Consider the following 14,372-nt stretch of genomic DNA (forward strand, 5'->3'; position numbering starts at 1 on the left):
GACAAAAAACAAAAACAAAATAACAATCATCATCAATCCATCAAAAAATCATTATTGCATTATGAAACTAAAATTCTTTCTGTTCGTATTACTGGGTGTAATGACAACAGCAAATGCACAGAACTCAGGAAGTGTTTCCGGAAAAATTACTGAAAAATCAAACAGCGCTCCTATTTCTTATGCCACCATCTCGGTTAAAGAGAACGGAAAAGTAGTCGCAGGAGTTAATTCTGATGATCACGGAGATTTCTCTATCAAAAATCTGGCTTTAAAAAGTTATACTATCGAAATTCAATATATTGGATTTCGTAAATATGTAGGCTCTTTACTTTTAAGTGATAACAAAAAAACGGCTACCATTAATGTATCGCTTGAAGAAGAAGCTACTCAGCTTAAAGGAGTGAACATTGTAAGTGAGCGTTCGACAATCGAGCAAAAAATTGACCGAAAAGTAATTACTGTCGGAAAAGATTTAACTACTGCCGGAGCTTCTGCCTCTGACATCATGAACAACATTCCCTCTGTAAACGTAGATCAGGACGGAAAACTTTCGCTTCGCGGAAATGATAACGTTCGTGTATTGATCGACGGAAGACCTTCAAACATTGATCCTGCTCAGTTGTTGAAACAAATTCCATCAACGTCAATCAAAAAAATTGAGTTGATTACCAACCCAAGTGCCAAGTACAATCCGGAAGGAATGTCTGGTATCATCAACATCATCTTACACAAAAATACCAATACCGGTTTCAACGGAAGTTACAGTGGGGGAATTACTTTTGGAGAAGTAGCAAAATACAATCAGTCATTAGATTTGAACTACAAGACAGGAAAAGTAAATTTCTTTGGAAACGTAGGACAAAATTTTGGAACTTATTACAATGATGGTTTCATCAACAGATACGATCAGGACATTCGTCAAAAAATTGATGTTGTGAACGAAAATGATTCTTACTTGTATAAAATCGGGATGGATTATTTTATCAATGATCACAATACGATCTCTTTTTATACCAATCAAAACAAATCAAACGGAAAGTTTTTTGTAGACACCAATATTGATTACAGCAATGTAAGCAGTTCTGATATTGCTAACATGTTACAAAAATCAAAATATACTGGTCCGGATAACGTAGGAACTTATAATTTAGCTTACAAACACATCTTTAAAAAAGAAGGTCATACCCTAGATATTGAAGGAAACTATAGCGACAATAAAGAAACCCAAAATGCAGGTTTTGACACGCAAATAAGAAAAAAAGACAATACTTTAGACAATCAGTCTTATAACGATTATATTGCCGGCACTCGTAAACTAAGTACTTTAAACATTGATTACGTAAATCCATTAAACGACAAAACGACTCTTGAAGCAGGTGCCGAGGCCAGAATTACAAAAACAGATAACGATTATATCACCGGAAATCCGTTAGCAGCACTTCCCGTTTCTAATTATACTTATGATACTGATATTTATTCTGCTTATGTAACATTCGGACAGAAATTCAAAAAATTCAGTTATCAATTAGGAGCTCGTTTCGAAAGTTATAAAGTGGTTGCGAATTTAAATCATGGTCTTGACAAATTCAATGACGATTACATTACGTTATACCCGTCAGCATATTTGACTTACAATCTGAATGAGAAAAATACGTTACAGTTAAGCTACAGCCGTCGTGTAGACCGTCCGAGTTTAGAACAGACAAAACCTATTCGTGAGTTTTCTACTCCTTTAATTACAGCATTAGGAAATCCTGAATTAAGACCTCAGTTTACGAATTCTGTTGAAGTAAATTATACTAAAACTTTCGAAAAAGGAAGCTTTACTACAGGTGTTTTTGTGAGAAGCATCAACGACCAAATCAGCAGAGTTTTACTTCCGGACGATACAGATCCAAGTGGTAACAAACAAATCCTGACGTATGCCAACTTTGACCGTAATACCTCTTATGGTTTTGAAGCTTCTTTCACTTATAAAATTGCAAAATGGTGGGACATTTCACCATCTATTGACTTTTCAAGCATTAACCAACAAGGTATCGTGTTTGTATACGATCCTGTAACTCAAAAAAGCAGTCCGCTGGAAAGAAAAATCACAGTAGGTGCTTTCAACGGACGTATGAATTCTAACTTTAAAGTAAACAAACGTTTAAGTTTCTTATTATTCGGATTTTACAGAGGAGAAGTTGAAGGTCTTCAAAATAACAGCCATGCCATGTATAAAATGGACATGGGATCCCGTTATACCTTGTTAAACAATAAAATGAACATCAGTTTACGTTTTAACGATGTGTTCAATACAATGAAATACGCTTTTGATTCTCAGTATCCTTATTCACACTCAGGGCAATTTACATGGGAGAGCCAAACAGTTTACCTAGGGTTAACTTACAACTTTGGAGGTGCTAAAATCAAAAACCTGCAACGTAAACAAAGAGAAGACAACACCAATAAAGGTGGAGGCGGATTGTTCTAATCCAACTTTTACTAATCGATTTTAATAGTTTTTTAAAAAGCCCGGAGTTTGCCAACTTCGGGCTTTTTTTTATGGATATTTGGCACATTTAGTTAAAATTGAATCGCTGTTTTTATTCCTGCCATACTTACAATAATAAGACACGCCTCCCGTGTTACCTCCTTATTCTACTGAAGAAAATGAAAATCCATCCGGAAGCTAAACCTACAAATTGTTAAAATTATCAAAAATTCAAAAACTAATTTACTCTAAAACAGCGCATCACAAAAAAGACATTTCTGATTTTAATTTTTACTGTAACATCGGATTGAAAAGACGGTCTCTAGTGATACATTTTGAAGTATTTCAAAAAGAAACAATCATCAATCAAATCAATCACATGTTCATGAAATTAAAATTACTTTTATTAGTCTTACTGACTACAATGACAACTCTGCAGGCACAAACTTCCGGAACTGTTTCTGGAAAAGTTACCGAAAAATCAAACCATGCTCCTATTTCTTATGCTACAGTTTCGCTTAAAGACAATGGAAAAATTGTCTTAGGAGTTAACACTGATGATAACGGCGATTTTACCATTAAAAATCTGGCTTTAAAAAATTACACGATTGAAATTCAATATATCGGATTTAAGAAATACACGGGATCTGTTATTTTAAGTGAGGATCAAAAAGAGGCTAGTCTTAAAATTGCTCTTGAAGAAGAAGCGACACAACTTAAAGGGGTTAATGTTATTAGCGAACGCTCAACCATTGAGCAAAAACTGGATCGAAAAGTAATCACAGTCGGTAAAGACCTGACCACTGCCGGAGCTACAGCTTCTGAGATTATGAATAACATTCCATCTGTCAATGTAGATCAAAACGGAAAAATTTCGCTTCGCGGAAATGATAATGTCCGAGTATTGATTGACGGAAGACCCAGTAATATTGATCCTGCTCAATTACTAAAACAAATCCCGTCAACTTCTATCAAAAAAATTGAGCTAATTACCAATCCGAGTGCCAAATATAATCCGGAAGGAATGTCGGGAATCATCAACATTATTTTACTTAAAAATACCAATATAGGTTTCAACGGAAGTTACGGCGGAGGAATCACTTTTGGGGAAGCTACCAAACACAATCAATCGCTGAATTTGAATTACAAAAACGGAAAAGTAAATTTTTATGGAAATGCCGGTCAAAATTTAGGAACCTATTTTTTCGACAGTTCTCTTCAAAGATTCGATCAGGATCTTTATCAAAAAATAGACTTTAAATCGAATGCCGACTCTCATCTGTATAAAATCGGAATGGATTATTTCGTTGACGCACAGAATACGATTTCTTTCTACACGAATCAAAGCAAATACAATCAGGACGTATTTGTTGACGCTAATATCAACTACAACAATAATCCTGAAATCAGCAACATCTCGCAAAATTCCAGATACTTCGGCCCTCAAAAAATGGAAACTTATAATCTGGCTTACAAACATCTCTTTAAAAAAGAAGGCCACACTTTAGATTTTGAAGGAAACTTCAGTAAATACAATGCCTCGCAACAAGCCCATTTTGACACCCAAAACAGTGCTCCTGACAACACTGTCAAAAATGTAAATTATACAGATTTAAACAAAAGTCATCGTAAACTAAATACATTTAATGTAGATTATGTTAATCCGTTGGACGAAAAAACAACTTTGGAATTAGGTGCCGAAGCCAGAATCACAAAATCAGCAAATGATTATGCCAGAATAAACCCTGCTAACCCAACCGAGGATCAGCTGCTCTATTACACTTACGATACAGATATCTACTCGGCTTATGTAACATTCGGTCAGAAATTCAAAAAATTCAGTTATCAATTAGGCGCACGTTTTGAAAGCTACAAAGCAGCTGCCAGTTTTAATCATGGTCAGGATACGTTTAATGACGATTATATCACGCTATATCCATCTGCTCATTTTACTTATAATTTAAATGAGAAAAACACCATACAATTGAGTTATAGCCGTCGTGTAGATCGCCCGAGTTTAGAACAAACAAGACCTATTCGTGAGTTTTCGACACCCATGGTAACGACATTGGGGAATCCTGAATTAAGACCTCAATTCACTAATTCTGTAGAGATAAATTACACTAAGACCTTAGAAAAAGGGAGTTTAAATTTGGGAATTTATGCCAGAGGTATCAACGATCAGATCAGCAGAGTCATAGATACGGATTATAATGAGGCAGTGGGCAACAAACTAATCGTATCTTATACCAATTTTGATCATAATACGGCTTATGGATTTGAAGCTTCTTTTAATTATAAAATCACAAAATGGTGGGATATCTCGCCGTCGATTGACTATTCAAGTATCAATCAACGAGGTATTGTTTTTTCATTAAACCCGATCACAAACACAGGAACGCCAATCGATCGAAAAATTACAGTTTCTGCTTTAACCAGTAGAATAAACTCTAATTTTAAAGTCAACAAGCGCATGAGCTTTTTACTATTTGGTCTTTATAATGGGCCAAGTGACGGTCTTCAGGGCAACAGCCACCAAATGTACAAAATGGACATAGGCACGCGTTATACTTTATTGAACGATAAAATGAATATCAGCCTTCGTTTTAATGATGTTTTCGATACTATGAAATATTCTTTCGACACACAATATCCTTACCCGCACTCAGGGCTGAGCACCTGGGAAAGTCAAACGGTTTATTTAGGTCTGACCTACAATTTTGGAGGAGCAAAAATTAACGGTATGAACCGTAAAAATAGAGAAGAGAACAATATTGGCAGTAGCGGTGGAGTTCTTTAATACCGTATTCATCACTAAAGTTTAATTATTTAATTAAAAATAAAAAATCCGGAGTTTACAAATTCCGGATTTTTTTTTTGTTGAATTCTATTTTCTGTTAACTTAATTGATCCCTTTTGATTTTACTGTTCGATCGGTCGAATAATCACCAGATTAGGCATACAAGTCACAATTACTCTTCCTCCAAATTCGAAGCCAAGTTTCTGTAGCCAGTTTCCGCAGAGTTTGATCTCAGGAACTTTTTTCTGACTGTATTCATTAAATCTCATTTTGGGTTGAATTTTCAGACTACGCACATCCGGGCGTCTGATTGTTGTTCGTTTGTCGTTTCGCATAAACTTATATTTTTTAAAAAGAGGCCTGACGATGCTGCGAAACGACAAACATAGTTTGAAGGCATAGGACTTGCACCTACTCTTCGCCAGGCTTTATCTTTGATTTTTAAATTTGATGAATTGTACATAATTTATATTTAATCGTTTCGCATATCAAATATAAGATAATTCTTTCAAAAAAAACACTATTTAAAAATCATTTTAATCTATCTAATCTGTGGCTTTAAAAATTTCATCTAACAGATATTTTTAAAAAGAGGCCTGATGATGCCACGAACCAACAAGAGAACTTGTATAGTACGGGACTTGCACCCGCTCTCCACCAGGTCTTATCTTTGATTACTAAATTAGATAAATTAATCTTGAAAATTCTCTTATATTGATTCGTACATCACATACAAGATGTTTCATTCAAAAAAAATATTTAAGGAATCATTTTAATCTATCTAGTCTGTGACTTAACAAAACATAACATTTGTCCGAACGTAACCCTGTCTTTAAAACTTCGACTTTATGTTAAAGCTTCCGTTTACAGGAAGTTTTTTAATTCTTTTATTTCCTCAGGATTTGCTTTTTCGTTTTGATCTGTAATCGCAGACGAATGATAAAAAGTAGGCTGCAATTTTTCCTGTAGTAACTTAATGTTCGAAGAGCGCAAACCACCTCCGGGCATGATTTCAATTCGGTCACCCGCTAATTTCTGAATCAATTGTAAATCCAAAATTCCTTCTTCAACATTCTTCCCACGTCCTGAAGTCAGTATCGTTTGAAAACCACATGCAATTACCTCTTCCAATCCTTGTTCTATCGAATTCACAACATCAAATGCACGATGAAAAGTACAGGAAAGCGGACTGGCCAATTGCACCAGTTCCAGATTCTGCTCTTTATTAACACTGCCATCCTGATTTAGGATCCCGAAAACAAAACCATCAACTCCCAGTGCTTTAAGTTGTTTAATATCTTGTTTCATTTCCTGGAACTCTTCTTCGGTATAAACAAAATCACCACCACGAGGTCTGATGATAACGTGCATTTTAATGGTTAGTTTTTCCCGAACTCTTTCTGCTGTTATCAAATTTGGCGTTGTTCCGCCAAGTCGCATATCATCGCATAATTCGATTCTGTCTGCTCCATTGTCTTGTGCAATTATTGCCGATTCGTAATTGAAACAGGCTATCTCCAATTGATTTTTTTTCATTTGATTGATTTAAAAGTGGCACCAGCTTGATGATGCCAAACAAAAATATAAATTAAAAACTGAACGATCAAAGCAAATCAAAGGTTAGAGTAACCATAAAGGCTTCGACTCCGCTCAGCCGGACAATCGTTGTCGCGATCCTCTTGAAACCTAAATATCACCCTGAGTGGAGTCGAAGACTCACAAACCGTAAAGGCTTCGACTCCGCTCAGCCGGACAAGCGTTGTCGCTATCCTCTTGAAACCCAAATGTCACCCTGAGCAAAGTCGAAGACTCACAAACCGTAAAGGCTTCGACTCCGCTCAGCCGGACAAACGTTGTCGCTATCCTCTTGAAACCTAAATGTCACCCTGAGTGGAGTCAAAGGCTCACAAACCGTTAAGGCTTCGACTTCGCTCAGCCGGACAATCGTTGTCGCAATCCTCTTGAAACCTAAATGTCACCCTGAGCGGAATCGAAGGCTCACAAACCGTTAAGGCTTCGACTCCGCTCAGCCGGACACTAATTGTAGAAGACAAAAGGCTGCAAACAAAACCCGAGTGCCATCCTGAGCGGAGTCGAAGGCTTATTTACCACTAAAGTTTCTTATTAACGTGGTTCTTATGACTCGTTTCATTTAGACATTCGGCCAGTTGTTTTAAATCATCCCATCTATCGTTTATAATGGCTTCTTTCTTTTTTCTACTCCACCCCTTTACTTGTTTTTCGAATGAAATGGCCTGAAGCACATACTTAAAATCAGTATAGAAAACCAGTTCTAAAGGTCTTCTATTAAAAGTATAACACCCCTTATTTAAACCCGACTTATGCTCATCGAATCTTCTTTCAATATTATTTGTAACTCCGGTGTAATAACTATTATCAGAACATTTAAGGATATAGACATAATACAATTTCATAACATATACCTTTTAATTAAACCTAACTAAAAGTAAGAAAAATCTTTTAAAAAATATATACTTATAATATAACTGATTTGCCTATTGGAACGTGGGCTTCGACTCCGCTCAGCCGGACAAGCGTTGTCGCTATCCTCTTGAAGTACAAATGTCACCCTGAGCGGAGTCGAAGGCTCATAAACCGTAAAGGCTTCGACTCCGCTCAGCCGGACAAACGTTGTCGCTATCCTCTTGAAACCTAAATGTCACCCTGAGTGGAGTCGAAGGCTCACAAACCGTTAAGGCTTCGACTCCGCTCAGCCGGACAAACGTTGTCGCTATCCTCTTGAAGTACAAATATCACCCTGAGTGGAGTCGAAGGCTCACAAACCGTAAAGGCTTCGACTTCGCTCAGCCGGACAATGCAGTGCACAAAAAAACCTGCTCTAAAAAAGAGCAGGCTATGAAATATAATGCAAGATGAATTAATTTACCACTTAATGATTGCACTTGCCCAGGTAAAACCACTACCAAAGGCAGCCAGTACAACTGTATCTCCGGATTTGATTTTTCCTTGCTCCCATGCTTCAGTCAAAGCAATCGGAATAGAGGCTGCAGTAGTATTTCCGTACTTCTGAATATTATTGTGTACCTGATCGTCACTCAATTTGAATTTGTTTTGAATGAATTGTGAAATTCTTAAATTCGCCTGATGAGGAATCAACATATCAATATCTGAAACCTGTAAACCATTTGCTTCTAATCCTTCATTGATTACTTCAGCAAAACGAACCACTGCATTTTTAAATACAAACTGTCCATTCATATACGGATAATAACTCTCATCATTAGGATCATTATCTGCTATAATATCGGTTACCCAGCGCGCTCCCATTCCCGGTGCCTGCAGAGCTAGTTCTTCAGCATGCTGTCCTTCTGAATGCAAATGGGTAGATAAGATTCCTTTGGTCAAATCCTCTTCACGGCTTATAACTGCCGCTCCTGCTCCATCTCCAAAAATTACCGAAACTCCACGTCCACGAGTAGTCATATCCAGTCCTGTCGAATGTACTTCTGAACCAATTACCAGGATATTTTTATACATTCCGGTTTTGATATACTGATCGGCAACCGACAATGCATAAACAAAACCAGAACATTGATTTCTAACATCCAGTGCTCCTACAGTACGTAATCCTAAATCACGCTGTACCAAAACTCCAGGTCCTGGAAAATAATAATCCGGACTTAAGGTAGCAAAAACTACAAAATCAATATCTTCTTTGGCGACGCCAGAACGTTCTATAGCAATTTTAGCTGCTTTTACACCCATTGTAGTTGTGGTATCTTCCCCACGAATAATATGTCTACGCTCCTGAATTCCAGTTCTCTCCTGAATCCATTCGTCATTGGTATCAATTATCTTAGACAAATCATCGTTGGTCACAACATTTGAAGGGACATAATATCCTAAGCCCGCTATTTTTGAATGATACATATTGTTTTATTATTTGTTAAAAAATTGTAATGCAAATTTAAGTATACTTTAAAACATTAACGTCCAAATTAGTGTTTTTTTCGTAATTGGCAATTCAATATACTTTAATTATAAATAGGATTCTGACAGTTTATATTCTGAAAAAACAATTTTTACCTGAAAAATGTGAAAAGTATCAAAAATAACACCTAAAATGTAACAAGTTTGAAGTATTTTAGTCAAACATATAGGAATACCAAACTCTAAACTCCTAAAATTCACATTATGAAATTAAAGGTTACATTACTTTTGTTTCTTAACATTGGCTTTTTTGCCTTTGCACAAGAAAATCTCACTTACCAAAAACCATCAAAATCTATCTTAGATTTAGCCGATTACGAAAAAGCTCCTACAGTATCGATGGATACTAAAAAGGAGAATATGTTATTAATGTACAGAAGTACATACAAAACACTCGATGATTTAAACCAGGACGAACTTCGCTTAGGAGGTTTAAGAATTAATCCGGTAACAAACATTTCCAGCTCTGTAACTTATACGACAAATTTAAAGCTAAGAAAAATTAGCGGTAAAGAAGAAGTTCAGGTTTCGGGATTACCTCAAAATCCAAAAATAAGCAACATCCTTTGGTCTCCAAATGACAAGAAAATAGTGTTCTCTCACACCACAAATTCAGGTGTCGAACTTTGGTTTCTGGATGTTGAAACTGCAAAAGCAACGAAACTTACTGAGGCAACTGTTAATGCCAATTTAGGAAATCCGTTTAGCTGGTTCTTAGACAATGAGACTATTTTGGTAAAAATGCTTCCAAAAAACAGAAAACCATTATTGGATCCTAAAAATGATTTACCAACCGGTCCAATTATCTCTAATACAGCAGGAACAAAATCTCAAAACAGAACGTTTCCTGATATGTTGAAAAATCAAAGTGACGAAATTAATTTTGAAAACATCACCACTTCTGAACTTTACAAAGTTAATCTTAACGGAAATGCTACATTGTTTAAAGAAGCTGCAATGTATTACGGAGAAAGAATTTCGCCAGACGGTAATTATATTATGCTGACCACGATTCAAAAACCATTTTCTTACGTAGTTCCTTTATACCGATTCCCATCCAGAACTATTGTTTATGATGCGAGAGGAAAAGAGATCAAAATAGTTAATGAAGTTCCGTTAAACGAAATAATACCAAAAGGTTTTATGGCTGTTCGAAAAGGAAAAAGAGAAATGGCATGGAGAAATGATAAACCTGCAACCTTATCTTATGTTGTGGCTTTAGATGAAGGTGATCCTGCCAATAAGGTTGATTGTAGAGATGAAGTTTTTCTTTGGAACGCTCCTTTTACAAGCGAAGCAACTTCTTTAGCAAAAGTTCCACAGCGTTACGACGATATTATTTGGGGTAATGACAATGTGGCTTTTCTAACAGATCAATGGTACGACACCCGTAATACCAAAACCTACCTGATCAATCCGGCAAACCCAGCTCAACAGCCAAAAGTAATTACAGACAGAAACCAACAGGATGTTTACTCAGATCCTGGAGTTTTTGAAACCAGAAAGAACGAATACAACAAATATGTTCTGGCGATTGAAAAAGACAACGCTTATCGTATTGGAGATGGATATACGAAAGAAGGACAATTTCCTTTTATTGATGAATTCAATCTAAAAACGTTACAATCCAAACGTATTTATACCTCACCGTATAAAGACAAAAAAGAAGATTTACTTGAAATTGAAGATTTTAAAGCAGGGAAAGTTTTGGTACAAATTCAGTCTAAGAGTGAATATCCGAATTATTACTTTAGAAATATCAAAAAACAAAACAGCTTAACACCAATTACTTCTTTCAAAAACCCGTTTGAAAGCATTAAAAATGTGAGTAAGGAAGTGATCAAATACAAGCGTAAAGATGGTCTTGAACTTTCAGGAACTTTATATTTACCAGCCGGTTACGACAAAGCAAAGAAAGAAAAGTTACCTTTATTAATCTGGGCTTATCCAGCTGAATACAAAGACAGAAACAGTGCCGGACAATCGACTCAAAATTCAAATGAATTCACTACTCCTTATTACGGATCGTTTGTGTATTGGGTAACCAAAGGGTATGTTGTTCTTGATGATGCTGCTTTCCCTATCATTGGTGAAGGCACTACAGAACCTAATGATAACTTTATGCCACAATTAGTAGCCAATGCTGAAGCTGCAATTGATGCTGTTGATGCTTTAGGATACATTAACCGTAAAAAAGTAGCTATTGGAGGTCACTCGTATGGTGCATTTATGACTGCCAACTTACTGACTCACTCCAACCTTTTTGCTTGTGGAATCGCCCGAAGCGGTGCTTATAACAGAACGCTGACTCCTTTTGGGTTCCAAACAGAACAACGTAATTACTGGGAGGTTCCGGAAGTGTATACTAAAATGTCTCCTTTTATGAATGCCGACAAAATGAAAACACCACTTTTGTTAGTTCATGGTGAGGCCGACAATAATCCAGGAACTTTCACTTTACAAACAGAGCGTTACTATCAGGCTTTGAAAGGCTTAGGAGCAACCGCAAGAATGGTTATTCTACCAAAAGAAGCACATAGTTATGTTGCCAAAGAAAACATTTTACACTTACTTTGGGAACAAGATCAGTTTTTAGAAAAATATCTGAAAAACTAAATCACCACAAAAAACTAACCGGACAGATTTTAAAAACCTGTCCGGTTTAATAATAAAAAAAGCCATAAACTTAATCGATTAATTTATGGCTTTTATTTTATAGATAGTTCAAACCTAAAAATATTTCCTGTTCGAGAGGCAGGTCAATTTCACTTTCAAAAAAGATTAATTGTCTTTTATAAACCGTTTCGATGAGATAGTGATTCCCTCTAAAATAAGTTCTTCTGATTTTTACCGGTAAATTAGACTCGGTAACCATTTTAAACTGATGTGGATAAACTAGAGTTTTATGCATTTGATCTTCGTAAGGAACCAAAACATGAGTAGGAACTTCGTTGACCTCTCCAAAAAGTGAGGCTACATATTTCGTTTCAGGGTCTTCATAAATTTTTGTTGGGTTGTCTTTAATGAGGACCTCTCCGTTACGCATTACAATCGCTTCATCAGCAAATGACAAAGCATCCGTACTATCGTGTGTAGCAATAATGCAGGTAATTCCTTTTTGCTTCAAATAGCGAAATAAATTTCGGCGCAATGCATTTTTTCTGAAAGCATCAATTTGACTGAACGGCTCATCCAATAAAATCACTTCGGGTTCTAAAGCCAAAACTCGCACCAGCGCCACTCTCTGCTGTTGACCCCCACTCAAAAATTTAGCTTTCACGTTTGAAAACTGCTCCATTTCTACCATCTCCAATAATTCCTGAACACGCAGTTTTTTCATGTTTGCAAAACCATTCGAAAGAAACTTCCCAACATTTTCCGCAACTGTTTCATAAGGAGACAAATCAAAATCCTGAGCCAGATATTTCATGAATGGCATTCCGGGAATCAAATTGTACTTTGGTCCCAAAACAGGTTTTTCATTATAAAAAATCTTGCCTTCATCCAGGTTATACAAACCGTACATGAGTTTTAAAAGTGTACTTTTTCCGCAGCCGCTTTCTCCAATAATGGCAATATTCTCACCTTTATTTATGGTAAAAGAAACGTTTTTTATAACAGGATTTTCGGTGTACGAAAAAGAGATATTTTGAATGTCGAGCATGGGTTATATTTGAAAGTTCAAATTTACAATGTTTAATTTCTAAAGTCAAAAAAAGCTGCTTCAATTTATGAAACAGCTTTTAAGAAATTTTATTGTAGATTGAAACTATTTTCCAGCCTGAGCTTTAGCATCATTTACCATTTTGTCGTTTGCAGTGATAGAAAACTCTACACGACGGTTTTGTGCTCTTCCTTCCGGTGTGTCGTTTGTCGCAATTGGATCAACAATACCTAAGCCTGAAGTTTTGAAACGGCTTGATTTTAATCCTTTTGAAACTAAATAAGCCTGTACCGAAGCAGCTCTTTGTCCTGAAAGTGTCAAATTGTATTCCGGTCTTCCTGTATTATCAGTATATCCAAAAATTTGAATATCAGTATCTCCATACTCGTTAAATACCGGTACCAGTTTATCTAAATTTGCTTTAGCCTGAGGCGTCAAAGAAGATTTATTAGTATCAAAACGTACTGCATTTTCATTTAAAGTTAAGTGAATTCCTTCTCCTACTCTTTCTACGTTTGCACCTGGTAAAGCCTGATCAATTTCACGGGCTTGTTTGTCCATTTTGTTTCCAATAAGAGCACCAGTTCCTCCACCTACAGCAGCTCCAATTGCAGCTCCCAAAGCAGCATTTCCACCTTTTCCTAGGTTATTTCCTAAAACAGCACCTATGATACCACCCGCAACTACTCCAATTCCGGCACCTTTTTGTGTGTTATTTGCATTTTTTACGGAATCGCAGCTTGTAAAAAAACTTGCTACTACTAGCAAACAACTCAAACTTAAAACGGTTATCTTTCTCATCTTTTTATATTTTTATTTTTAATTGGCTCTTTGAAATTGGTACACTACATCTTTTGTTTGTCCACCTACGTTAATGTTATCGATCAACTGAAATGAATTATCAGTCAAACCTGCAACTTTTAATAGGTATCCATCTCTTACCTTTTTAGCTTTTATCCCAGCATCTAAAATTTTAAGAACAAACATTCCCTGATTATTAACACTCCAAACAATTGGTGAGTTAAATCCGGTGCAGCTTGCTGCTGTCAAAGCCATTGACCCTTTGTTGTTATTTGAAATGAAATTCCACGTACTTCCGATGAAGCATTTAGAATCTGCAAGATCAAAAGAATTTACCTTGATATATTCAGAACCGGGATAAGAAACATTGGTTAAAACCCAATTTCCTTTAATAGCTACCTGAGTAGGTCTGTCAAGTTTAGTCGATAGTGTGGGTGCTCCATTTGAAGCTGTTGTAGACGAAGCTGATTTACACGCAAAAAACATCGCGGCCATCATGCAAATGAAAATAATTTTCTTCATTTTGTACATTTTTTTTAGAGTTAATACTGACACGTTTAACAATTATTATACCACAAAGATACAATTCATAGGGATATCTCGGGTTTCAGAATCTAATTATTTTCTTTCAAAATTAACACTTGCGCCATTTTGTCACC

The 14,372-nt window shown here is 36.1% G+C and carries 10 protein-coding genes; 3 read left to right on the forward strand and 7 right to left on the reverse strand.

The window, feature by feature from the left end; all coding sequences use genetic code 11:
* The first annotated feature begins 61 nt into the window (after nucleotides 1-61).
* Both LNQ34_RS04720 and LNQ34_RS04725 read left to right on the forward strand, forming a co-directional pair.
* Entirely contained in the window at nucleotides 62-2,476 is a 2,415-nt protein-coding gene (locus tag LNQ34_RS04720; protein ID WP_229998823.1) for a TonB-dependent receptor, read from the forward strand.
* Between the two features lie 385 nt (nucleotides 2,477-2,861).
* The gene (locus LNQ34_RS04725) at nucleotides 2,862-5,276 is read left to right on the forward strand and encodes a TonB-dependent receptor (protein WP_229998824.1); all 2,415 of its coding nucleotides are present in this window, start codon (nucleotides 2,862-2,864) and stop codon (nucleotides 5,274-5,276) included.
* Between the two features lie 122 nt (nucleotides 5,277-5,398).
* Here LNQ34_RS04725 and LNQ34_RS04730 read toward each other — a convergent pair whose 3' ends face one another.
* The 4 genes from LNQ34_RS04730 to LNQ34_RS04745 form a co-directional block, all read right to left on the reverse strand.
* Nucleotides 5,399-5,611, reverse strand: coding sequence for a SymE family type I addiction module toxin (locus tag LNQ34_RS04730; RefSeq protein WP_202702479.1), 213 nt, complete (start codon nucleotides 5,609-5,611; stop codon nucleotides 5,399-5,401).
* A 529-nt stretch (nucleotides 5,612-6,140) separates the two neighbouring features.
* Nucleotides 6,141-6,812, reverse strand: a complete 672-nt coding sequence (locus tag LNQ34_RS04735; RefSeq protein WP_229998825.1) for a copper homeostasis protein CutC — start codon at nucleotides 6,810-6,812, stop codon at nucleotides 6,141-6,143.
* A gap of 575 nt (nucleotides 6,813-7,387) precedes the next feature.
* Entirely contained in the window at nucleotides 7,388-7,711 is a 324-nt protein-coding gene (locus tag LNQ34_RS04740; RefSeq protein ID WP_229998826.1) for a GIY-YIG nuclease family protein, read from the reverse strand.
* A gap of 469 nt (nucleotides 7,712-8,180) precedes the next feature.
* Nucleotides 8,181-9,188 (reverse strand): 3-oxoacyl-ACP synthase III family protein, encoded by a 1,008-nt coding sequence (locus tag LNQ34_RS04745; protein ID WP_229998827.1) that lies wholly within the window; start codon nucleotides 9,186-9,188, stop codon nucleotides 8,181-8,183.
* A 264-nt stretch (nucleotides 9,189-9,452) separates the two neighbouring features.
* Between LNQ34_RS04745 and LNQ34_RS04750 the strand changes: the two genes are divergently transcribed.
* Nucleotides 9,453-11,864, forward strand: coding sequence for a S9 family peptidase (locus LNQ34_RS04750; protein ID WP_229998828.1), 2,412 nt, complete (start codon nucleotides 9,453-9,455; stop codon nucleotides 11,862-11,864).
* 97 nt (nucleotides 11,865-11,961) lie between these two features.
* Here LNQ34_RS04750 and LNQ34_RS04755 read toward each other — a convergent pair whose 3' ends face one another.
* The 3 genes from LNQ34_RS04755 to LNQ34_RS04765 form a co-directional block, all read right to left on the reverse strand.
* Nucleotides 11,962-12,912: an ABC transporter ATP-binding protein gene (locus LNQ34_RS04755; RefSeq protein ID WP_202702474.1), complete on the reverse strand. Its 951-nt coding sequence runs from the start codon at nucleotides 12,910-12,912 to the stop codon at nucleotides 11,962-11,964.
* 105 nt (nucleotides 12,913-13,017) lie between these two features.
* Nucleotides 13,018-13,713 carry a YiaD family glycine zipper/OmpA-like lipoprotein gene (locus tag LNQ34_RS04760; protein ID WP_202702473.1) on the reverse strand — a complete coding sequence of 232 codons (696 nt, stop codon included), beginning with the start codon at nucleotides 13,711-13,713 and terminating at the stop codon, nucleotides 13,018-13,020.
* An 18-nt stretch (nucleotides 13,714-13,731) separates the two neighbouring features.
* The gene (locus LNQ34_RS04765; RefSeq protein ID WP_026109809.1) at nucleotides 13,732-14,235 is read right to left on the reverse strand and encodes a lipocalin family protein; all 504 of its coding nucleotides are present in this window, start codon (nucleotides 14,233-14,235) and stop codon (nucleotides 13,732-13,734) included.
* Nucleotides 14,236-14,372: the final 137 nt, after the last annotated feature.

Origin of the sequence: Flavobacterium lipolyticum (genome assembly GCF_020905335.1) — a bacterium.
Lineage (GTDB): Bacteria > Bacteroidota > Bacteroidia > Flavobacteriales > Flavobacteriaceae > Flavobacterium > Flavobacterium lipolyticum.